Origin of the sequence: Paenibacillus massiliensis subsp. panacisoli DSM 21345 (assembly GCF_000426545.1) — a bacterium.
Taxonomy (GTDB): domain Bacteria; phylum Bacillota; class Bacilli; order Paenibacillales; family Paenibacillaceae; genus Paenibacillus; species Paenibacillus panacisoli.
In genome coordinates, this window is sequence record NZ_AUFO01000019.1 from 65,773 (window position 1) to 89,421 (window position 23,649).

General features: G+C 49.8%; 18 protein-coding genes. 2 read left to right on the forward strand and 16 right to left on the reverse strand.

What is annotated here, in order from left to right; genetic code table 11:
• Window positions 1-19 precede the first annotated feature (19 nt).
• The 12 genes from K331_RS0116120 to gltB all read right to left on the reverse strand — a co-directional run bounded on the left by K331_RS0116120 (window position 20) and on the right by gltB (window position 16,613).
• Window positions 20-1,399, reverse strand: a complete 1,380-nt coding sequence (locus tag K331_RS0116120) for an oligosaccharide flippase family protein (RefSeq protein WP_028591089.1) — start codon at window positions 1,397-1,399, stop codon at window positions 20-22.
• A gap of 6 nt (window positions 1,400-1,405) precedes the next feature.
• The gene (locus K331_RS0116125) at window positions 1,406-2,857 is read right to left on the reverse strand and encodes an O-antigen ligase family protein (RefSeq protein ID WP_028591090.1); all 1,452 of its coding nucleotides are present in this window, start codon (window positions 2,855-2,857) and stop codon (window positions 1,406-1,408) included.
• Window positions 2,858-2,891: 34 nt separating this feature from the next.
• Window positions 2,892-3,665, reverse strand: coding sequence for a WecB/TagA/CpsF family glycosyltransferase (locus K331_RS0116130; RefSeq protein WP_028591091.1), 774 nt, complete (start codon window positions 3,663-3,665; stop codon window positions 2,892-2,894).
• Between the two features lie 4 nt (window positions 3,666-3,669).
• A complete protein-coding gene (locus K331_RS0116135) occupies window positions 3,670-5,007 on the reverse strand; it encodes an O-antigen ligase family protein (protein WP_028591092.1) in 1,338 nt (445 codons plus the stop codon).
• An 11-nt stretch (window positions 5,008-5,018) separates the two neighbouring features.
• On the reverse strand, window positions 5,019-5,966 hold the full coding sequence (locus K331_RS0116140; protein ID WP_028591093.1) for a glycosyltransferase: 948 nt from the start codon (window positions 5,964-5,966) through the stop codon (window positions 5,019-5,021).
• The gene (locus tag K331_RS0116145; protein ID WP_018886705.1) at window positions 5,966-6,664 is read right to left on the reverse strand and encodes a sugar transferase; all 699 of its coding nucleotides are present in this window, start codon (window positions 6,662-6,664) and stop codon (window positions 5,966-5,968) included. Before K331_RS0116145 ends, K331_RS0116140 begins: the two co-directional genes overlap by 1 nt.
• Window positions 6,665-6,680: 16 nt before the next feature.
• Window positions 6,681-7,574, reverse strand: coding sequence for a UTP--glucose-1-phosphate uridylyltransferase GalU (galU, locus tag K331_RS0116150; protein ID WP_018886706.1), 894 nt, complete (start codon window positions 7,572-7,574; stop codon window positions 6,681-6,683).
• 38 nt (window positions 7,575-7,612) lie between these two features.
• On the reverse strand, window positions 7,613-8,251 hold the full coding sequence (locus tag K331_RS0116155; protein WP_028591094.1) for a CpsD/CapB family tyrosine-protein kinase: 639 nt from the start codon (window positions 8,249-8,251) through the stop codon (window positions 7,613-7,615).
• Complete coding sequence (locus tag K331_RS0116160; protein WP_025680246.1) at window positions 8,235-8,978, reverse strand: YveK family protein; 744 nt, start codon at window positions 8,976-8,978, stop codon at window positions 8,235-8,237. The genes K331_RS0116155 and K331_RS0116160 overlap by 17 nt, the downstream gene beginning before the upstream one ends.
• Before the next feature lie 319 nt (window positions 8,979-9,297).
• Window positions 9,298-9,930: a response regulator gene (locus K331_RS0116165; protein WP_018885063.1), complete on the reverse strand. Its 633-nt coding sequence runs from the start codon at window positions 9,928-9,930 to the stop codon at window positions 9,298-9,300.
• Window positions 9,931-10,026: 96 nt separating this feature from the next.
• The gene (locus tag K331_RS0116170; RefSeq protein WP_226383616.1) at window positions 10,027-11,637 is read right to left on the reverse strand and encodes a sensor histidine kinase; all 1,611 of its coding nucleotides are present in this window, start codon (window positions 11,635-11,637) and stop codon (window positions 10,027-10,029) included.
• Window positions 11,638-12,011: 374 nt separating this feature from the next.
• Window positions 12,012-16,613 (reverse strand): glutamate synthase large subunit, encoded by a 4,602-nt coding sequence (gene gltB, locus K331_RS0116175; RefSeq protein ID WP_028591096.1) that lies wholly within the window; start codon window positions 16,611-16,613, stop codon window positions 12,012-12,014.
• Between the two features lie 610 nt (window positions 16,614-17,223).
• Here gltB and K331_RS29735 point away from each other — a divergent pair.
• Window positions 17,224-18,429, forward strand: a complete 1,206-nt coding sequence (locus K331_RS29735; RefSeq protein WP_036635088.1) for a UDP-N-acetylglucosamine--LPS N-acetylglucosamine transferase — start codon at window positions 17,224-17,226, stop codon at window positions 18,427-18,429.
• Between the two features lie 226 nt (window positions 18,430-18,655).
• On the opposite strand, the gene K331_RS0116185 is transcribed toward K331_RS29735, so the two are convergent.
• The 3 genes from K331_RS0116185 to thpR all read right to left on the reverse strand — a co-directional run bounded on the left by K331_RS0116185 (window position 18,656) and on the right by thpR (window position 20,999).
• Window positions 18,656-19,339, reverse strand: a complete 684-nt coding sequence (locus K331_RS0116185) for a metal-dependent hydrolase (RefSeq protein ID WP_028591097.1) — start codon at window positions 19,337-19,339, stop codon at window positions 18,656-18,658.
• Window positions 19,340-19,464: 125 nt separating this feature from the next.
• Window positions 19,465-20,304, reverse strand: a complete 840-nt coding sequence (locus K331_RS0116190) for a cell wall hydrolase (protein WP_028591098.1) — start codon at window positions 20,302-20,304, stop codon at window positions 19,465-19,467.
• A 98-nt stretch (window positions 20,305-20,402) separates the two neighbouring features.
• The gene (thpR, locus tag K331_RS0116195; RefSeq protein WP_028591099.1) at window positions 20,403-20,999 is read right to left on the reverse strand and encodes an RNA 2',3'-cyclic phosphodiesterase; all 597 of its coding nucleotides are present in this window, start codon (window positions 20,997-20,999) and stop codon (window positions 20,403-20,405) included.
• A gap of 399 nt (window positions 21,000-21,398) precedes the next feature.
• Between thpR and K331_RS0116200 the strand changes: the two genes are divergently transcribed.
• Complete coding sequence (locus K331_RS0116200) at window positions 21,399-22,370, forward strand: D-2-hydroxyacid dehydrogenase (protein ID WP_028591100.1); 972 nt, start codon at window positions 21,399-21,401, stop codon at window positions 22,368-22,370.
• Window positions 22,371-22,636: 266 nt separating this feature from the next.
• On the opposite strand, the gene K331_RS0116205 is transcribed toward K331_RS0116200, so the two are convergent.
• A complete protein-coding gene (locus K331_RS0116205) occupies window positions 22,637-23,647 on the reverse strand; it encodes a TRM11 family SAM-dependent methyltransferase (RefSeq protein ID WP_028591101.1) in 1,011 nt (336 codons plus the stop codon).
• Window positions 23,648-23,649: the final 2 nt, after the last annotated feature.

Consider the following 23,649-nt stretch of genomic DNA (forward strand, 5'->3'; position numbering starts at 1 on the left):
AGGGGGCCTCCTTTTGTTCTTAACCGTTAGCCGGTTTTCTCCGGATATATGTGGACAGGGTAGACCGGAGCCACTGAATATCCTGTCTGGAAATGATGAGTCTTGGAATTTTGGTCTTAAGTACAAATTTGACGTTGATCAGAATCATGGAAAAACGAATGATAACCGAGATGAGCATCGCTATGCCTGCTCCAGTCAGACCATAAGCTGGAACCAGCACAATCAGGAGAGGAACTACCATGGCCAGACCGGCCCCCTGAAGTATCGTGACAAGTTTTGGTTTGCCAAGCGCCATAAATGCCTGTGCCAACACCATGGTTCCCCCGCCGATGGACACCTCTAGCACCAGGAATCGGAATACGGTAAGCGCGCTTTTGAATTCCGGTCCGTACAGTAAAGTGAATACATATGGAGCAATCAGCATCAGTACCACAGACGCCAGAATCGTGGCAGTGGATGTAATCCGAAAAGCTCTGAAGGTGATCGCAATCGCCTCATCCTTATCCAGGCTGGATGCCTTCGGGAAGAGAACGACAATGATTGAGGTCGAAAATACATTGACCATTCGCGCTAGGCTCACAGCTACTGCATACAATCCGAGCTCTGCTGGCCTCAGCAGGGCCGCAATCAGAATCTGGTCGATGTATTGGGAGACCTGACCCATCAGATCATTTCCGTAGGAACCCATCCCGTAGGTGAACAAACGCTTGAAATGAGCCCAGCCATTTTTGATCTTCGGCTTATAGGTCCGAATCAGCCGTACCGTGACGATCGCATATACCGGCACAGCCGGGAGCAAATAAGCAAGCGCCGATGTATAGGGGTTCATCATGCCCGTCACAATCAGAATGCCTAAGCCGAGCAAGGTCGCCAGCGGAGTAATGTACCTGAACAAGTTGTATTGCTTATATTCACCCCGCACCTGAAGCATGGCATTGTTGACCTGCGAGATTGCCACCAGAGGACATAAGATCATCGAAATCTGTGCGAATAGAACAACTCCTGGATCAAAGGCGTCCAGCCAGATCGGTACTACGAAGATTCCGATCGTTGTGGCTATGCTCCCGAACAAAATAGCCAGCAGCAGTGCGATCCCATAGAGTGATCCTGCATCCTTGGGGCTCTTCTTGGCGTTATAGATCAGTGCTGAAGGCACACCGAAGGTCAGACAGAAGGCCAGAAATTGAGACCAGTTCACCATCGCAGTCTGTTCTCCACGCCCCGTAGGTCCGAGGTAACGTGCTGTCAGTATGCCTGTCAGCATGTTCACCATCAGGATCATAATGCTGAAGAACATCGTCTTGACCGCTGCTGAGCTGTTATCCTTGCTTTTGGCAAAGCGGACAATAAAGCTGAATATGCTTCGAATTGGACTGGACAGTGCCTGTAAATATTGCATCGATTGCTACCTTCTTTCCGATGAAGCGTCTTTGGCCCACAGCCCTATTCCAATCAGCATCCATACGAGGTAACCTCGCATTCCCGGGAAGCCGTTATCGGATATCAGGTTCGCAACCGCTCCCGCCCACGCCGCAAATGCTAGACGGGCATACGGCTGATAGCTGTCGCGCAAGGCAATGCGCTGAAGCAGCTTCTTGGCCAGGAAAAACAATGCGCCAAAAAAGAACAGCGCTCCTGCAATGCCGAAGGTCAGGAAGACCGCGATGATGCCGTTGTCCATAACCCCGTGCTCTCCCAGATCCCCTCCATTCTCCAGCTTCGTACCTGTACCTACACTTCCGATGCCCTGACCAACCGGGTTCCCGATTACAGCCGGGATCATGGTGTTCAGGAGGTCCAGCCGCTCATTGTAGGAGTGATCCTCCTGAATCGACGTGAGCGTCTCCATCCGGGCCACGAGCCCCTCTGCTCCAGGCAGCTTCGGCACAATGTAGAACATGGCTCCGCCGACAAGTACCAATTGCAGAATCGTCTTCCATTTTCCCTTGGAGGCGGATGTGACGATATATACCAGCAGCATGACGAATACGACCAGCCAGGCAGAGCGCACCAGCGTAATCAGCAACCCGGTTACCGTGAGCAGCAGACCGATCCATCCCAGCGTGCCCCGCCACCGTTTCTCCATCAGCATGGGCACGAGAGCCAAAGCCAAAAAGGCTGCGCATGGTCCCGGAGAGTTCAAGGTCGAGAACACCCGGATTTCGAGCGGATAGGGCATGCCTATCGAATTCATCTCAACATGATTCATCCAGAAGGCATCCCATGGCGGTACGGTTAGGTATTGAATTATGCCGTAGACCGCTACCAGTGTGGCGATATTCGCATACGCATACAGCAATCGGTCGAGATCTTTGGGCGAAAATGGTCTTACGGCGAAATAGGGCAGAAGCAGCAATGGGATCACATAATTCGCCAGATCATAGGCGAAGCCCATCCCGTTCTTGGCCAGCCCGATCAGGCTGCCGTAGCCGAGAGCTACCCCGAAATACAGAACAGCTCTGGCCAAGGGCTTATCGACATGATGAATGCTGCGCAGTACTGGAATAATGATCATCGCTCCAGCCAGAAGCGGAGCGACGCTGAGCAATGATACCGAATGGTAAGTGCCCTCCATCCAGTCCATGATTCTGCGGATCTCAGGCGCGATGGCCCATACAACGAGCGTATAGGGAACGAGCATGCGGGATTGGATCATCGCCAGTACAAATGCCGGAAAGACCAGTGCAAGCACTGCAGCCGCCTGCTGACTCATGGTAGGACTCAGCTTGGCGCTGACATATCCGATCATGAGTGGCAGGATACAGGCCGCCATACCCAGCAGCAATATGGTCAATCCGCGTGTGTTCCACAGGCTGAATCCCTGCGGCTGGTTAGCTAATCGTCCGGCATTTCTCATTCAGGTGCTTCCTTTCTGCAGGAATACAGGCGGATTACTCCGCGTTTCCCCTCTTCATCCGATTGGTTTTGAGCATTTCTTTGAGTAGTAGAAGCAGAAATTGAGTATCCTCAATCAGATATCTCTTCCATAGTCTTCGAGGTTCCTGCGATAAGCGCCAAAACCATTCAAACCCTGTCTTTTGCATCAGCTCAGGTGCTCGCTTGATGGAACCGGACAGGAAATCGAAGGTTGCCCCGACACCGATTGACACCGGAGCACGATAGGATTCATAGTGCCGATAGATCCATTTCTCTTGCTTCGGAGCGCCGACACCGACGAAGACAATGTCCGGGCGACTCTCCTTCAGCATGTGGATAATCCTCTTGTTCTCCTCCTCGTTGTTCTCAAAGCCATAGGAGGGAGAATAATAGCCCACTACATTAATCTGTGGATAGGACTGCTTCAGATTTTGCATGGCCTTCTCAGCCACTCCATCTGCCGAGCCCATGAAGAACAGCCGATATTGACGCTCCTCAAAAGCCTCACCCAGCTTGCTGAACAGATCGGAACCGGATACCTTCTCCTTCAGCGGCTTGCGCAGCAGCTTGGAGGCCCAGATAATCGGCATTCCATCAGCTACCACAGCTCCTGCCTCCGAATAGATCTGCTTGAACTCCCTGTCCTTGCGAAGCTTGATGACATGGTCCACATTGCAGGTCAGAATATAGGAGTGGTTCTGCTGCTGAATGGTCCGATCAATGTAATCCAACAAATCATTAAAGTCATAGTTATCAAAATTGACATCGAACATGTTCACTCTGCTCATCGTATCACTTCTCTTTTGCGAAATCGGTTTGCGTTGAAGTCTGGTACAAGCAATTCAAATACCAGCACAACGGAATAATCATTTGAACCGTTGATAAGGTATTGTCCGAAAAGGAATAAATCAGAAATCCGGTAATCAGACCTGCGAAATAGGGCTTGATCGGCTTAGCAAGCGATCGATAAATGAGAACGAACACGATCAGCAGCGAGAGCATTAGCAGGCCGCAGCCAATGTATCCTGAATCAAAGTAAAAGCGGATGTATTCGTTATGCGGTACGACGAAGCCATTGAACAGCGTGCCATCGTTCGCAATTGTCACCGCGCCAAGTCCTCTTCCTGACCATGGATAGTCCTGAACCCGGCTTAGAAAATAATCCCACGCCTCTGAGCGGCCCGACAGATCAATTCCCGTATCCGTCTGTCGCTCGAATGAGCGCTTCATCAAATTGTCCCATTGCAGAGCTACCGCAGCGATCCCAACTAGGATCGAGCCTCCAAGTGGAAACATATATCTCAGCCTGCCCCGCAAATATTGACGGGAAATATCGTACAAATACACAGCTAGAATCGGCAGTAACGCAAGGATAGGTCCACGAGTCCCCGTACCGATCAGAATCATAAAGTTAAGAGCCAGTGTCATGTAGAAGTAGATGCTTTGCTCCGGTCTTCGCTTGATTTCGATCAAGGATACGCCAATCCCGATAAAAGCCAGCATCGCCAGATGCGGCGGGATGTTCGCCCCCTGCAGCCGAATGGCTCCAGTGAATTCCACAGAAGCCAGGGAATGCATACCAGCCACAGCCAGCAGCAATCCTACTCCGACACTAATGACCGGAAGCATCGCGATGATGCGAATGTGTTTCTCGGCCACGGCCCTCTTCCACTTGATTAGGAGAAAAAAGAAGGGCAATGACAGCCCGATAAAGGCCTTGATTCCCAGTGATGCGCTCATCTGTGGAAGCCAGACCGAGAATGTGAAAGTAATTCCCAGCATGGCTGCCAATGCCCAGATGGGATAGCTGAATTTCAGCCGGATGCCATTGACCAGCATACAAGGGGCTAACAAGGCCAATATGCCCAGCTTGTAGAGGGATAGCACCTCGAATCCGAACAAGCCGCCGGGAATCAGGTAATCCACAGATAAGGCTGTGCTCAGCAATACGAGATAGCTGATCCGATCAGGGTGAGTGATGCAGACTCCCAGCAGCAGCAGTACCACTACAGCAGCGATGCTGATGAAGGGCTGATAGGTAGCTGCGACCCCGATAAACAACGCAGCCAGCAGGAATACCGTCACTTGTTGAAAGGCATTCATTCTGGCTATCCGTGGATAGTTACTCATTGTTCAACACCTCATCCTGCCGCAGACTCACGATTTCGGTTCCGAAATGTATCCATCGTTCCCCATATACTTTCCATCCTGCATTGAATCAGCAGTCTCGCTGCTTCACTGCGTGCTCTCAAGGAGCTCATAGCAATATACAACAGCTTAGCTCCCGTCTTGGCCATAAGCATGGCCCAATCCTTGGGACCACTGCACTGAGCTGCGTACGACATACCTTGGCAATAGTACCTGTTCATAATCCAGTCTCTCGTCAAGCGCTCAGCAGGTACAAAATGATCCACCGCCATATCGGGATGATAGAGGACCAGCCCACCAGTCCTGCGAATGTTCTCAAATACCCACGATTCCTCTCCCGAAAGGAGGAGGTTGCCCTTGCGACCCAGATGGAGCGGGAACATTCCTGTGGCAAATACCGATGTGCGCATAGCCATATTGGCGCCGAACGGATTCAGGTTCTTCGGATACTCACGCTCCTCCGTGCCCAGATTTACGATGGTGTAAGGCAATTCAAGAGGGCCGCTAAGCCAGGAGGGCCGCTCGATCTCGAAGATCGGTGCAATCGGTCCTCCAAGAGCACTCATATCCGGGTGCCTGTGGAAGGTGTCCACAATGGTTGTGATCCAACCCACGCAGGGAATGGCATCGTCATCCAGAAAGGCTACAAGGTCAGCCTGCGCCAGATGGATACCTGCATTGCGAGCTGCCGACAGCCCTTGTTCGGATTCATAGTGGTGGCGAAAGCTCAGCCTATGCCCGTGTGCCTCCTCGAACCGCCCGATGACACTAGCGGTATGGTCCGTCGAGCGATTGTCCACGACGATGACCTCTGCCCGCTCCAGCTCCTTCAGGGCAAGCAATGACTCCAGCGTCTTCTGCAGCAGGTCAGCCCGATTATAGGTGCATATGATAATGGACAGCTCAGGTACGCTGTTATGAATTCCTTGATTGTTGTCCATCAGTAGGCATCCCTGGAGAAGAGCATGATGACCCCTGTCTTGAAGATGATCTTCAGATCCAGCCAGGTGTTGCGCACATGGATGTACTTGAGGTCCATCTGCACCATCTCCTCGAAGCCGACACTGTTGCGCGCGCTAACCTGCCAATAGCCCGTGCACCCCGGGGTGACGATCAAGCGCTGCTTGTCATAGTCGGAGTATTCCTCCACCTCGCTTGGTAGAGGCGGACGGGGCCCCACCAGGCTCATGTCCCCCCGCAATACGTTCCACAGCTGCGGTATTTCATCAATGCTGGTCTTGCGAAGGAATCTGCCGATCCGTGTAATCCGCGGATCATTCTTGATCTTGAACATGGCCCCACTGACCTCATTCATGGCCATCAGATCCTTTTTGAGCTCCTCGGCATTGGACACCATCGATCTGAACTTAAACATGCTGAACAGCTTCTCGTTCTTGCCTACCCTCGTCTGCTTGAAGAAGACACTTCCCTTCGGGTCCTCCAGCTTGATGAGAATACCCACCAGCACGAACAGTGGTAGCAATACGATGAGTCCTATGCCTGACAGCAAGATATCCAGAATACGTTTGGTCACCAGATATGAGGTCTTATCCTGTACCTTCTTAGTTCCATATGGCATGTAAAACGTTTTACCCGGCACGACAGCCTCATAGTCATCCGGCAGATTTTCCATGCTCATCGCAATGACTCCCTCCTTATGATCCAACCGTGGTGGAATGATCAGCTTTGGCGAGCCACTCAGCCATGGCATCCAGCACAGGATATTTGAGATCGCCGCTTTGCATCGCAAATTCCAGGGTGGTCAGAATATAGCCAAGTCGCTCTCCCACATCATAACGAGTGCCCTCAAAGTCATAAGCATAGACACGCTCGCTTTGATTAAGCTTTTGGATCGCATCCGTCAACTGAATCTCTCCGCCAGCCCCGCGCTCCTGCAAATCCAGGTATTTGAAAATCTTAGGTGTGAATACGTATCGGCCCATAATCGCAAGGTCTGACGGTGCCGTACCCTTCGGTGGCTTCTCTACAAAGTTGTTCACTCTGTACAGTCGTCCTTCCTGAAGATCCGGCTCGATAATTCCATAACGATGTGTATATTCCTCAGGCACCTTTTGCACCCCGATCACGGAGTTCTGGGTCTCTTCATATTGATCCATCAGCTGGCGAAGGCATGGAGTCTTGCCTGTGACAATGTCATCTCCCAGCAATACGCCGAACGGCTCGTCGCCAATGAAGCGTCTTGCACACCATACAGCATGTCCGAGACCCTTCGGTTCTTTCTGGCGAATATAGTGAATCTCAACCTTCGAGGAGCGCTGCACCTCTTTCAGAATGTCCAGCTTGCCGTCCTCGAGCAATCTGGACTCCAGTTCAAAGGCGTTATCGAAGTGGTCCTCGATGGCCCGCTTGCCCTTACCTGTGACAATGATGATGTCCTCAATTCCGGAGTCAATTGCTTCTTCCACGATGTACTGAATCGTGGGCTTGTTGATGATTGGAAGCATTTCCTTAGGCATTGCCTTGGTCGCTGGCAAGAACCGTGTGCCGAGTCCTGCGGCCGGGATAATCGCTTTTTTCACTTTTTTCATCGCATTGGCCTCCTAGAATGATATTGGTTATGCATGAGTTATTTCACTTGGTTCAATACAATGCCTACAATGGAGGCTCCTGCCTGATCCATGAGTTGCTTGGTCTTGCGAATATCACTGCGCTTCGTACGCGAATGCTGGGCGACCAGCACCACCCCGTCTGTGATCGGCGCCAGCAGGCGAGCATCTGTATAATCCAGCGCGGATGGGGAGTCAATCAGAATAAGATCATATTCCTCGCGTAGCTCATCAATCAGTTGCTTCATCTTCGCACTGCCCAGCATATCTGCCGCATTATAGATGCTGTTCTCAGCCAGAATCACATACAGGCTGCTGTCTACCTTACGGATAATGTCCTTGGAGCTGGTGGAGCTGCGTAGATAGCTCGATAATCCACTGGTATTCTCCATACCGAACACTTCATGGATGGCCGGGCGACGCAGGTCTGCATCGACAATAGCAACCTTTCGTCCTTCCTGGGCGAAGGATACAGCAACATTGGCCAGCAATGTCGTCTTTCCTTCTCCATGACCAGGCGAGGCTACCAGAAGAGCTGTTCCCAGATCACTCGTGCCGATGACCTGCTGGCGGATGTATGTCCTAAGTGAACGAAAGGATTCAGATACATGCGAAGCCGGGTTCGTCTCGGTAATTAACGCATCACTCAACTGCAGCATAAGTTCGTTCCCCCACTCGTTCTTTGGATTTGCCAGCGGCGCTGCCCAGATCCTTTTTGCGGATGACCGGAATGGCTGCAATTACAGGAATGCCAAGCTCTGCCTCAGCTTCTTTCTCAGATCTGAGCGTACCGTTGATGCTCTCCAGGAAAATTAACGTTCCGAGTGCAATCATCAAGGACACGATAAAGCTAATGGCAATATTCATGAGCGGACTGCCATTGACTGGCTCTGGATCAGCCTGAACATCCGCCAGATTCAGAATCTTCACATTATTCAGGTTCATTAGCTCAGGTACGGAGCGCGCAAAGGTCTGCGATACGGCATTTACAATACCTGCTGCCTTCTGATAGCTCTCATCTTCTACCGTAAGCCCGATAACCTGGCTCTTGTCAGAGGATTTGATCTGCAGTTTCTCTGTCAACTGCGCCTGATTGAGACCAAATTCGGGGTGAGCAGAGACTACAGTGTTCATAATGGAAGGTGACGTAAGAATATCCCTGTAGCTCTGCACCAGGTTAAGACTGGCATTGACTTCATTCAGGCTGTTGCTTTGCGGTGTGCCCGAGATGTTGTTAATGAGTATCTGGCTGGAAGCAGCATACACAGGCTTCACGAAATTCTGACTGACATACAGCGTTGTTAGGCATGAGATCAGAACAAATGCAGTAATCAGCCATAACCTTTTCCGAATCAATACAAGGTAATCCATAATGGTTTTCTCCATTACATCTCCTCCTTTCCGCTCTGATCCGCATATTCATAAGTCTCTCTTGGAAGCACTCCTGATTTATGAAAATGCTCATATTAATATATTCTCATCTTATCAATGCCACAGTGGGCACACATGACCCCTTGCTGCACTTTATTCGTAACGATGGTAGACATTTGATTGCCACCTGTGTCTACTCTTTGGTATACTTTCGTACCATATTTATTAGCAAAACAAAAAAACACGGAATAGCTTCCGTGTTTTTACTTTAATTCTATATTTTATTTAAAAATAAACAAAGCATAGAAGACACACTCGATGAATGCTGTGTAGCTTAGTTCATTGGCTCATACTTGGCCAGACCAATAGCATTCGCATACAGTGCTGCCTGTGTACGATCTGACAATCGGAGCTTGGCGAGGATCTGACTGACATGCTTCTTCACCGTGAACTCACTGATGAATAGCCGCTGGGCAATTTCACGATTGCAGGCTCCCATCCCAAGCTCAATGAGAACTTCCTTTTCCTTCGGCGTCAGATCATCTGTCAGGTTCACCGCATCCTCACGAAGCTTCGTCTCCAGGATCGTCGGATCATAATATTTGCGACCCTTGTTCACCAGTTGAATCGCATAGATTAGCTCCTCTGGCAGAGCCTCCTTCAGCACATAGCCATCTACAGAGGCCTCTTCTGCCTTCAGGAAATCCTCCCGACTTGCTGAGGACGTCAAAAGAATGAATTTGCTGTTGAATCCTCGATTTCTGGCGGACTTAATAATATCCAGACCGGATTCATCTGCGAGCTTCAAATCCAGTAATACCAGATCAGGGTTCGTCTCCTCCAGCACCATGAGTGCTTCATGCTGGTTCTTGGCCTCTCCCGCAAAGTGTACGTTAGGCTGCATTGATATTACAGCAGCGAGCCCTTTTCTCACCAAAGGATGATCATCTACAATGACTACTTTCATGAAACGACCTCCTGATCTTATGTATCTGTTATATGATCCGCATTCCAGTGAACACATCCCGTGCATATCCCGTTCCCTGTCGTGTCTGTACATTCATCAAGAACTGAGCTGTACCGGAACCGTGAGGACAAGTTCTGTCCCGCTCCCGATCCCGCTGGTTACATTAAATTCACCTCCCATAGATTTTGCTAAATATTCCATATTCCCTAATCCGAGGCCTCCTTCGGGCTGAAGCGCCTCACCTCCTGCCGTAATTTTATCTGCTTCAAATCCAATTCCATCATCCGTGATCACGAGCTTCACTCGCTGTGGATGAATAGCCAGACTAACATTAATATGCTTCGCACATCCATGACGAATGGCATTACCTGCTGACTCGGATATGACACGATACAGCATTTTCTGATACAGGTAAGGCAACGTGTGATGATCTCCTGTAATAGACAGCTCAATCTGCACCTCATTCAGACGGGAAAGCATATGCAGATGACTCTTCACTGAGGCCATCCAGGTAGGAGCTCCTCCTTTGCGGGAGCTTAAGCTATGTATTGCCAGCTTCAGTTCCCGTGCTGCCTGATTGGCAGACTCCTGTAACAGATCCAGCTGCTCGTTGACCTTGGCCCTTGGCAGCTTATGCCACGTCTGACGTAAAGAATGTGTGGAGTACACCATGCCGAACAGACTCTGGGATACATTATCATGCATCTCATTGGCAATTCGGTTCTGCTCATTCGTGATGATCAGTTGACTCTCGATACGCTCCAACTCATAACGTTCCAGGAATACGGCGCTTAGCTCCGCGAGGAAAATCAGCTGCTGCACCAGCCAGCGTCTACGACTCAGCTCCTGCTCGGGCTCCAGCTTCACACCGATGATGGCCACGAAGCGTGTCGTCATCGGCACCGTAATCATGAGGAATTCGCCCCAGTCTGGCAATGTCTTGAAAAAGGGCTCCCGCTCCGAGCGATATTGCTCCCGATGATGATTAATCTCAGCAAAGAGCTCCTCCTCCTCTTCCACACTCCAGCCCGTCTGACTGCTCGCAGGTGCATCCTCCTCCATATGGTCCAGCCAAAAGAAGGCCTTCTGCTGCCCAGTCAGCTTCACCGTGTAGTCCGAGATTACTTGCCCCATATTCATGGCCTCATTGCGGCTCGCCGTCTCCATGATGTGATAGATGGATCTGATATGCTCCATCGTCTCATGTACCCGGGTATTGGCTTGTGTCAGCTCCCTCTTCATGGTGCCGATCATTTGCATCGCCATCATCGTAATCGACAATACCAGGATGAGATTCATATTCTGAATCAGGACATCCGGGAAAAACCGAGTCTGCAATTGGTTAAAAAAGGTATAACAAAAAGTGAGCTGAATTCCGATATAGGATGTAAGCAAGATCCAACTGTAAATTGTTGACAAATATATTCCCGCAGTCACCATCGGATTAATGATGTACCATTTGAAGGGGCTTCCCGCTCCCCCCGTAGGAAACAACAGGGCTATTATTCCAACGGTCTCCAGAGCAATGGTGAACATCATGATCTTGGGATGATTCTGGTACCTGCGATAAATATACGTGAATGTACTGACGATCATGAATAGCAAAATAATTAAAAGCCATTTGTGATTCGCGTCGTGGCCCGAGTCTCCAAATACATAAGCAAGCGATGTAACCGCCAAGGAAGCATACCTGTACACAAAAATCATCCTGGCGTCTGCAGACTTCTTAGCCTTCATCATGTCACCCTATTCTGTTGATAATCGGGAAGTCCATAATCAATGTGTTACAAAAATGATACCGAATAAATTTCGAAATAACAAGCCACCCAAAAAATAGTAAACGTTTACATCGAAAAAAATATGGTATTTTTTGTGCCAAAATCTTGTTTCATTCCACAAAAAACGGGGTATAGAAAGCCTTTTTTTCGACCTGTCAAGTTTTTTTCGCTCCAACAAATGGAAAGACCCGTAAAGTTCCTCTCTGATCGAGAGAGACTCTACGGGTCTTTTTCATATACAATATTCAACTATGATTTGGTAGCCTTGATCGTGCACTTAAGTGTCTCTACCAGAGTCCCAAATTAATTCCCGCCGGCACGTGCTAATTCACGCATACTGGCTTCAAAGGCTGCAAGCAGGGCTTCATCTCCAGTCAAGCCTGTCGCTTCGACCTTCTCAATATGCTCAACCATCCGCTTGTAGTCCTTCGGAATGATCCGTACAAAATGCCCAATGGCATTCTGCCAATCATTCAAAATATGCTCAGCCACTTCACTACCTGTGTACTCCGCATGACGTTGGATCAGCCCTCTTAGGTCTGCGGCCTCAGCTATATCCTCTACACGCTCCAGGAGTACCATCTCCAGATTGCAGCGTCCCAGGAAGGTAGCTTCCGGATCATACACATACGCAATACCGCCGGACATCCCTGCTGCAAAATTCCGTCCAGTATCCCCGAGCACGACTACACGTCCGCCTGTCATATACTCACAGCCATGATCGCCTACACCTTCTACGACGACCTTGACCCCGGAATTACGAACAGCAAAGCGTTCTCCGGCAATACCATTAATGTAGGCCTCACCGCTAGTAGCACCGTATAGGGCCGTATTACCTATAATAATATTCTTATTCGCTTCGAATGTCGCTTCAGCTGGCTTTTTGACGATAATTTTACCACCAGAAAGTCCCTTTCCGACATAATCGTTGGAATCACCTTCCACTTTGATCGTGATTCCCTTAGGAACAAAGGCACCCAGACTCTGTCCAGCCGAACCTGTGAAGTTCAGACGGATGGTATCCTCCGGAAGTCCCGCTGCTCCATAGCGACGGGTAACCTCGCTTCCCAAAATCGTACCAACGGCACGGTTCACATTCGTGATTGGGAGTGTTGCTTCTACAGGAATGCTATCTTCAAGCGCTGGTGCAGCGAGTGGAAGCAGGTGCTGCATATCCAGCGTCTCTTCCAGACCATGATTCTGGCGCTGTGTACGAACTCGCTCACTGCCTGCAGCCAGCTCAGACACATGGAGAAGCACGGACAGGTCTACGCCCTTCTTCTTCCAGTGATTGGCTGCATGATTCGCATCCAGACAATCGGTACGTCCTACCATCTCCTGAATAGTACGGAAGCCCAGCTCAGCCATGATCTCACGTACATCCTCAGCCACAAAGCGCATGAAGTTCACGACGTGCTGTGGGTCCCCCATATAGTTCTTACGCAGCTCCGGATTCTGGGTAGCCACACCTACTGGACAAGTGTCCATTTGGCATACCCGCATCATAATACAGCCAAGCGCTACCAGCGGAGCAGTAGAGAAGCCATATTCCTCAGCACCCAGCAGAGCAGCTACAGCCAGATCGCGTCCAGACAGCATCTTGCCGTCCGTCTCCAGTACGATACGATCACGCAGATTGTTGATCATCAGGGTCTGATGAGCTTCAGCAAGTCCCAGCTCCCATGGCATACCTGCATGACGAATGGAGCCTTGTGGTGATGCTCCTGTCCCTCCGTCGTAGCCGCTGATCAGGATAATATCCGCACGTCCTTTGGCAACACCTGCTGCAATCGTGCCGACACCCACCTCGGATACGAGCTTCACGTTAATATCTGCACGTGGATTGGCATTCTTCAGATCATAGATCAGCTCTGCCAGATCCTCGATGGAGTAGATATCATGGTGAGGCGGCGGTGAAATCAGACCCACACCAGGCGTGGAACCGCGAACCTCGGCAACCCAAGGGTATACCTTACGACCAGGCAGTTGTCCGCCTTCGCCCGGCTTCGCTCCCTGTGCCATCTTGATCTGAATCTCATCCGCATTCACCAGATAATTGGAGGTTACGCCAAAGCGTCCTGAAGCCACTTGCTTGATCGAGCTGCGACGCAGGTCTCCGTTCTCGTCTCTTACGAAGCGAGAAGGGTCTTCGCCACCCTCACCTGTATTACTCTTGCCTCCGATTCGGTTCATAGCAATCGCAAGATCCTCATGCGCTTCCTTACTGATCGATCCGAAGGACATGGCCCCGGTCTTGAAGCGGCGCATGATGGACTCAGCGGATTCCACTTCCTCCAGCGGAATAGGCTCGCCTACCGGCTTGAGCTTCAGCATCGAGCGAATGGTCAGCTTCTTCTCATTCTCGCCCTGCACCAGCGTGGCATACTTTCTATATAATTGGTAATCTCCAGTACGAACTGCTTGCTGCAACAGATGGATGGTCTGTGGATTGAACAGATGTTCCTCTCCATCATTGCGCCATTGGTATTCACCACCGGAATCCAATACCTTGTCATTGCCATCCTTCTCATTGAAGGCACGATAATGATGTGACAGGGCTTCTGCCGCTACTTCCTCCAGACCGATTCCGCCGATGCGAGAAGGTGTCCAGGTAAAGTATTGATCGACAAAGTCCTGCTTCAAGCCTACTGCTTCGAAGATTTGCGCTCCACGATAGGATTGAATTGTGGAAATCCCCATCTTGGACAAAATTTTCAGCACGCCCTTAGTAGCGGCTTTGATGTAGTTCTTAACGGCCTTCTCATGGGAAATGCCACGCAGCATGCCTTGCTGAATCATGTCGTCGAGCGTCTCGAATGCCAGATACGGATTCACTGCACTTACGCCATAGCCAAGCAGCAGCGCGTAATGATGAATATCACGCGGCTCTCCTGACTCCAGCAAGATACTCACCTTCGTACGCGTACCGCGTTTGATCAGGTGATGATGCAATCCCGCTACTGCGAGCAGTGCAGGAATGGCTGCATTGTCATGATCGACACCACGGTCCGACAGAATCAGGATATTATGCCCCTTCTCAATGACACGATCCGCTGCTTCGAACATTCCCTCCATTGCACTGCGCAGTCCTTCGGCGCCATCAGCCGCATTGAAGAACATAGGAATCGTCATGGACTTGAAGCCTGGACGGTGAACATGACGGATTTTGGCAAAATCTTCATTCGACAGCACCGGTGTCTCCAGACGAATCTGACGACAGCTCTCTGGTTCTGGATGCAGAAGATTGCGCTCTGGTCCAATCGTCGTCCCCGTAGCTGTTACGATCTCTTCCCGAATCGCGTCGATCGGTGGATTCGTTACTTGAGCGAACATCTGCTTGAAATAGTTATACAGTCGCTGCGGCTTATCCGACAGCACGGCCAATGGAGCGTCATAACCCATGGAACCGATTGGCTCTGCTCCAGTGGAAGCCATAGGCTCCAGCAGCTTGCGCAGCTCCTCAAAGGTATACCCGAACGATAGTTGTAGCTGATTCACATTATCGTGCTTCGGCTCAGGAAGCTCCGGTGCGTCAGGCAGCTCGGCGAGATCAATCAGATGCTCATCAAGCCATTCCTGATACGGCTCCTCGGAAGCGATTCTTGCCTTAACCTCCTCATCCGACACGATACGTCCTTCTTCTGTATCCACGAGCAGCATACGACCTGGGCGCAGACGATCCTTGTAGAGGATGTTCGCTGGATCAATGTTCAGTACGCCTACCTCGGAGGACAGAATGATCAGGTCATCCTTCGTCACATAGTAGCGTGCTGGACGGAGTCCGTTCCGGTCCAGAATCGCACCGATCTGGATACCGTCTGTGAACGCCATTGCAGCCGGGCCGTCCCACGGTTCCATCATCGTGCTGTGATATTCATAAAATGCTCGCTTCGTGGCATCCATACCCTCATGGTTGCTCCAAGGCTCCGGTACCATCATCATCGCTACGTGTGGCAGGGAGCGACCACTCAAGTACAGGAACTCCAGCGTATTGTCGAACATTGCGGTATCTGAGCCATCCGGATTGATGACTGGCTTGACCTTGCTGATATCCTCGCCGAACAGCTCGCTCTCGAACTGCGCCTGACGAGCATGCATCCAGTTCACATTCCCGCGCATCGTGTTGATCTCACCGTTATGAATCATGAAGCGATAAGGGTGCGCACGATCCCAGCTCGGGAAGGTATTGGTGCTGAAGCGCGAGTGAATCAGCGCGATTGCTGAAGACAGACGCTCATCCTGCAGGTCGAGATAGAACTGGCCCACTTGCGCCGTAGTCAGCATACCTTTATAGACCACTTTTCGACAGGACATACTCGGAGCATAGAAGCTCTCGCCATGTGCATCCTCTGCATTGTATCGAATGGCCTGCTCCGCACGCTTGCGAATGACATACAGCCTGCGCTCAAAGCCCAGATCCGTCTCGATTCCTTCAGCACGCTTAATGAACACTTGGCATACATATGGCTTGGCTGCTTTGGCCGTCTTGCCCAACATCTCATCATAAGTAGGCACTTCACGGAAGCCGAGGCACTCCTGCCCTTCTTCCGCGATGATCTCCTGCAGGCGCTGCTGGTGTGCTGCGCGGACAGCCGCATCATTAGACATGAACAGCATACCAACGCCGTAATGACCAGGTTCAGGCAGGTTCACACCAAGCTTCTGCATCTCATCAGCAAGAAACTGATGTGGTATCTGAATCATGATCCCAGCTCCGTCACCGGAATTCGGTTCACTTCCCTGACCACCGCGATGTTCCATGTTCTCCAGCATCGTGAGCGCCTGGGTCACAATATCATGAGATGGCTTGCCTTTAATATTTGCAACAAAACCCATACCACAAGCATCTTTTTCAAATTGAGGATCATATAGACCCTGTTTTGGAGGTAAACCTGTCTGTCTCATGGAACGCAACCTTTCTCTAATAAAATCAGGGCCATCCTTCAGTAAGGACGGATTGGAAACGACGGCAGCGACAAATGAAATGTTCAGCAGCAGTGGCTGAGAAAAGAGGGTATGACGAACATCACCACTCGATACGAGGGCGACGATGTCGATTTGCGTGTTGGAGGTGGAAAGGTTCGGCCTTTCCGGAGTGCAATCTCGATAATTATACAGCTACTCTCTTATTAGAAAGATTAAGTTATATCATTGTAACACTCACCTAACGCGTAAGCAATTCAAAGTTTTTATGATAGCGATAATAAATCTTTTGATGTACAGCTTTACCGTAATGATGCAAAAACCAGGGGGATTCAATGCATATTTATACATTAATATGTGTATTTTCTATCATTCATATCTATTCTATTTAAACAGATCGTCATAAAACGAATTCACATTCATAATTTACAAATAACGATTGAAGTATCTTCTTTTCGTTTATACAATTTGAATAACGGCTTCTATTTAATGTAGCTCTAGCTTTCATCTTTTTTCTCATCCATATTATCATCATCCATTCAAGCCATGTGCCACCATGCTATGAAATGATCTGAAGCAAAGTAGGTGTATCATGTCAGCAAAACGAATCATGCTATTGTCCGAAGGCTTTGGTACAGGGCATACCAAGGCAGCACAGGCTCTGGCAGACGGACTAAAGCACCTGTTCCCGGAAACTGACACCTGTGTGATGGAGCTTGGAACAGTTCTGAATCCGAAGCTGGTTCCGGTGCTACTGGATGCTTACCGCCGAACTGTGAGTGTCCAGCCAGAGCTGATCGGCATCCTATATCGCAAGCAATACCACAAGCCTTTGAATGGATTCACACGTCTAGCATTGCATAAGCTCTTCTACGCCAAGGCCCTACGCATCATCTCGGCATGGAGCCCGGACGCTATCGTCTGCTCCCATCCCTTTCCGGCGGCCGTCATCGCGCATCTGAAGCAGCAAGGTCTGAATATACCTTTATTGACGCTCATTACCGATTATGACGCACACGGTACCTGGGTCAATGCCGAGGTCGATGGCTATCTGGCTCCGGCTATGAAGGTTCGTGATGTGCTCATTTCGCATGGGGCTGAGCCTTCACGTATCTCAGTCACGGGTCTCCCTGTCCATCCTGACTTCTGGAGCAAGGGTAGTAAAGAGCGTATCCGCCGAAATCTCGGATTACGAAACCTGCCTACCGCGCTTGTGATGGGTGGTGGCTGGGGCATAACGGCGCAGCATGAGATGCTGGAACAATTAATCCAGCTATCTGGTCGAATACAGTTAATTATTTGTACAGGCAGTAACCGCAAGCTCTACCACCAGCTGCATTCGAATCCGCAATGGCATCATCCCCATGTGCGTATCCTTGGATACACTCACAAGATTAGCCAATTGATGGACGCCTCGGATGTACTCATTACCAAGCCTGGAGGCATGACTTGTACAGAAGCCATGGTCAAACGCATCCCGATGCTCTTCCTCCCAGCTCTTCCCGGACAGGAGGAGGAGAACCGCAATTATTTTGTCGAGCAGGGCTACGGGCTCACGCTTGAGCATGTAACAGATCTGGAGCTAGCCATCGAGGAGCTCATTCGCATAGGCGACTCCCGGCTTAGAGCGGAGTCATACCACCCTCAGTTAGGAGCGCGGGTCGTACATCAGCTCGTATCCTCCCGCACCCTATCGCCGGAATATGCCGAGAAATGGACGTCACACCGTAGCGTCGGTGGTCCATCTTCACCTTCCTCGCATTCACTTGGCACCAAGGAGACTGCCAGGCTAAGCTGAGTGCTGAGTAACATGATAAACCAAATTATAAATTGAAGCATGGGCTAAATTTAGCCAAAAAGTAAAGGGTCGAGAGTGACGCTCAGTACAATTAGTACAGGCTTACTCTCGACCCTCTGTCATCTATAACACACATCGTTTTCTGTCCACATCATATCTACCTTAGTTCACAGGCTAGTTGTTAGAGATGTAAGTGAAAATGGCATTCGTACCGTGTCTTCTTCTCCTAGAATTCAAAGCTCTCACCCGGACGCAGCGGCCTGCCCTCAAGCCCCTCCTGGGCCAATCGTTCACAGAAGGCTACAGGGTCCTGCTCAATCCCGGGGAAGGTATCATAATGCACAGGGATGATTCGTTTGGCTCGAATCCAGGAAGCAGCCAGCAACGCATCATCGGGCCCCATAGTGAGCTTGTCTCCAATTGGCAATGCTGCAGCATCAATCTGATGTCTTTCTCCAATTAGACGAAGCTCACTGAACAAAGCCGTATCTCCGGCATGATAGAACACCTTGTCCCCTAGCGTTAACAGTATGCCTGCTGGCTCGCCCATATAGATGGTCTGCCCATCCATAGTCAGTGAAGAACTATGCAGGGCTGGTGTGAATTTTACGTGGAAGTCGTCGAACTGAAAGCCCCCCCCGATATTCATATGCTCTGCCTTTGCTCCCAGTAAGGTACAATATTCCGCTAATTCATAGACCGCTATGATTGGGCAATCGTTATTCTTTGCGATCGTCACAGCATCTCCGAAATGATCAGCATGACCATGAGTCAATAGAACGGCATCCACTTGAATCTCTTCCGGTTTAATAGTAGCAAGTGCATTACCTGTCAAGAACGGATCAAATATGAATCGTTTGCCCGCTTCCTCTACTAAAATTGCAGAATGTCCGTAATACGTAATTTTCATGATTCAACGGCACCTCCAAATGTTAAGCGCATGCTATTATTTACCCTCAATTCTATAGTTATAACGGAGGACAAATACACTTGTCAGTACATAAGCCGAATAGAACCGCACATGACGACGCACGATTATTTATAAAAAGTATGATTCCCGATCGTCTTCACTTTCTCACGATTATGATGAACGGTCAGATCCTGAGCCAACGTGAGAGACAAGAAGTAATACGTATTGTCAGGCACAGCCTTCACACCGTTCAGCGCTTCGTTCACAGCACGAATACAATCCTCATTAGGCTGAACACGACGAAGACGCCCGTTCGCTACCGGACTAAATTGAGCTTTTTGATAGATGACATTTTGGATTGTATCTGGGAAATTGGCTGACCGCAGCCGGTTCAAGACAACGTTGGCAACTGCCACTTTGCCTTCGTACGGTTCGCCTTCAGCTTCTGCCATTACGATTTTTTGCAGCAAAAGCACTTCATTCGCCTTGACGCTGTAGCTCCAGGTAGACTTGGCTTGTTCTGCCTGCGTGAGCGTTTGCGTACGCGTAAAGAAGATTTTGTTAGGGGGGGTATGGGTCTGTGAGGTTGCGGCCACAGCTGCTGTCTTCTTGGCAGCCTCCGCCTTTTGAACCTGAGCAACTCGCTTGGCTTCCGCCGTAGCTCGTCGCTTCGTTTCCTCCACTTGATTCAGAAGCATGGGAGCCGATTCAATCTGTTTCCATCTATGCATTTCTTTCCCGGTTGGGACGGATGTATCAGATTCCTTTAAGAAATGCATAGAGCTGATCCTGTCCTGTTGCATAGATCGTTCGCCAATGCCCGACCAATAGATAGAATTATAGATTACAGCCTCCGAAATTTTGTGTTTATTTTGCACCTCAGAATACAGACTAATCCCCACTATACATACCAGCAGCACGCTTAACATCGGTGCTACCCAACGATTCTCTTTAATGATATCCATATTGTTCCTCCCGCTACATTAGGCACACTTAAACGTATATGTAACCGAAAATGTGACTTTTGAATAACGCTGAACAATATTATCACTTGTAGAGAAGTTTAGCAAGTTTCGGACCCTTTTATTGGTATTTCACCCACAACTCTATACATTGGTCGTTGCCCTAATTGTGTCGCATAGACGACAAAAGACTCCACCTTCCAGGTCGAATTTGTAAGTGGAAGATTCGTATCCTCTGCTTGCTGGAATGCGGCTGTACCCGTGTAATTGCGAGCAATCGTGATGTGCGGATGGTAGGCTCTGGCCTCTCTCTGGAAGCCCAGTGGCTCAGTAGCATCCACAATTCGCTCCTGCAAGCGATATAAGTGATCCACCTCCCCTTCAACATCCTGCCACAGAACCCGCGGTCGGTCAGTTGTACCAAAAGTTCCTACAGCTCCCAGCTTCAATTGAAATGGCACGAGGTCATCAGTCGATCGCTTCAATGCCAGCACAAGATCAGCAATCCGGGACGTATCCGTATCTCCCAAAAATTGAAGTGTGATATGGTAATCTCGCCAATCTGTCCATTTGCGAAAAGAAACCTCTGATCGCAAAATCTCAGCCCACTCGTGCAATTGCTCCTTGAGGCTGTCTGGCAATGGAACAGCGATAAATATTCTTTCTTGCGAAGCAGCACCCTTATTCGGCGGGGTCATTCAGCATCCCTCTCCTAACTACATTTAGTGCAACCTTCTGTTACGTAGCTCTACGTTGCCTTGTGTGTCATCTTATCATGCATCAGCTCCTTGACTGAATATGTGCAGATTAAAGGACATGGAACGTGTGTGCTTAACGGATAGCATTCTCTACTCTCATCTAATCTGTGTCAAGGTACTTGCTGTGGAGTCAGTATAACTCGAGCATCGCCATGCTATGCATGCCTAGCATGGCTGTTAGCGGATCAAGACTCGTGCGTGAACACTGCTAAATGGGTTAAATTACTGATATAAAGCAATTGAAGCGTATGGATCTATATCTTGGGCAGGTCTTGCGTTCATCTGTTATGCTGAGAAATAGAGAAGTAATATCATGCGAATGACTTGGGAGGAATCAGAATGTCAAGTACCATGTCGAGAACTATAGTATGTCTGCATCATCTGACGACCGAGCAGGAAGCACAGATTCGGGAAGCTGCTCCCGAATTCCGCCTTATTCTGGGGAAAGCCAAGAAGATCGACCCAGCGATTATTCAGGAAGCGGAAATTCTCATCGGCTGGTCACGAGGCTTGGAGGCTGCTGCACTTCATGAGGATAGCAAGCTGCGCTGGATCCAGAGCTGGTCCGCTGGCATAGATAAGATGCCTTTGGAGAAGCTTGCGAATCGAAATATCGTATTGACGGATGCCAGTGGAGTCCATGCCATTCCCATTACTGAGATGATCTTCGGCCTCCTGCTCGCACATACCCGGTATATCCATCCCTCTGCTCAGCATCAGCCACAACGTCAGTGGTCTCCTCCAGCGTCCGAGTTGGGTGAAATTCACGGGAAGACCATGCTGATCGTCGGCGTCGGCGAGATCGGATCAGAGACAGCCCGGATTGCCAGCGCCTTCGGTATGCGAGTGCTAGGTGTTCGCCGTTCAGGGAAGAGTGTACCGCATGTGGATCACATGTATACGATGGATGGCCTGTACGATGCCTTGGCACAGGCTGACGTCATTGTGAACATTCTCCCATACACAGAAGAGACTCATCACTTGTTCGACGAACGTGCATTTCAGGCCGCGAAGCCGGGCAGCAGCTTCATCAACGTAGGCCGTGGCAGCACGGTCAAGACGGATGACCTCATTCAGGCACTGGAGCAAGGCACACTCGCCTATGCAGGGCTGGATGTATTCGAGGAAGAACCACTACCAGCTGAGCACCCGCTATGGAGCATGAACAATGTCCTGATCACTCCTCATATTGCCGGAAGCACAGATCGTTATAGCGAACGAGTCCTGCCGATTTTCTTAGAGAATCTACAGGATTACATCAAGGGTCAGACCCCTCAGCGAAACTTTGTGGACTATAGCAAAAAATATTAAATGACTAAAAACCGTCTCCGAAGTCATCAAGATATGTTCCCCTTGCAGCTGCAAGTTCTCTACCACCTGTCGTAGTAAGGGAGCATATCAACCATGACTGGGAGACGGTCTTTTACGGTCTTTTACGATCTTTCATTGAATAAAACGTACACGCCTACGAACTATCGCTGTTATATTTTTACGAGCTCATGTGGCTATACTTTTCCAATTCAAGCCATGTCAGGTATGCATGCCCCTTCTGCTTAGCTTCTGCACTCAGGAAAGTGTCAGTGTGCTCCACAGACGTAGATCTCTCTGACCATGGAGCTTTTTTCCCCTTTAGGCAATCTCGCTGTATTCATAACCATCCATCCTGCCTGCTCCAGCGATTCCTTGATGGATTCCATGCTGATAACGATGGCCCGATCCGTCATTCTTCTAAGGCTTGCAAGCATATTCTCTCGTTCCGTCACTGACTGAACCGAGCACAGATTGTAGGGCATATCCAGTACCGCCGCATCATAACGAGCTGTGATATGATTCATATCACCTAGGGTGACGTATTCTTCTCCATAGCCGTAATGCTTAAGATTGACGCGTGCCCCCTGAATAGCCAGCGGATTCATATCTCTCCCTTGGGCTCTGATCCCCATATGCAGCGCCTCAATCAGGACGTTGCCCATTCCACAGCAGGGGTCAATCAAAGTTCGACCTTCAGCATCAGGCAAGGCTATATTAATCAAAGCTCTCACTGCTACCATCGGTAGACCCGTCGAATAGTTATAGGGCTTATGCCTGCGCTCCAGCCACGAACGATCACTTTCTTCACAAAGTCCGAGCACCCATTCTCCTTCGACATAGGTCAGCCCCAATGTACAATCAGGATTCTTCATACGAGCTGAGCCTTGAATTAGCATGCCGAGCTGGCGCTCCAGATGTCTTCGCTCCGAGTAATCCAAGGGCATATCGCTTTCCTTCAGACAATGAACCTTGAAGGTCTCCCCTTCAGGCAGTCGTAGCTGCCCGGCGTACTCACAAATATCCTCCCATTCGGAAGAGCATGCTAGCACTTCCAGCCGCAGACGGATAAACGCACTTTGCCCCGGTTCTATCCTTCTGTTAGCCATATATAGATGATCGTGCTGCGGCGGCTGCCCGAACAAGCTGTCAAGCTCCAATTGGCACAGCTCTCGTTCTGTAATATGACAGGTGTATACATAGAGGTATTTCTCAGATTTCTCTAACGCGCGCTCGTTGTAAGTCCATGCAAAGTTGTGATGCGCTTTGTCTATTTCCATCA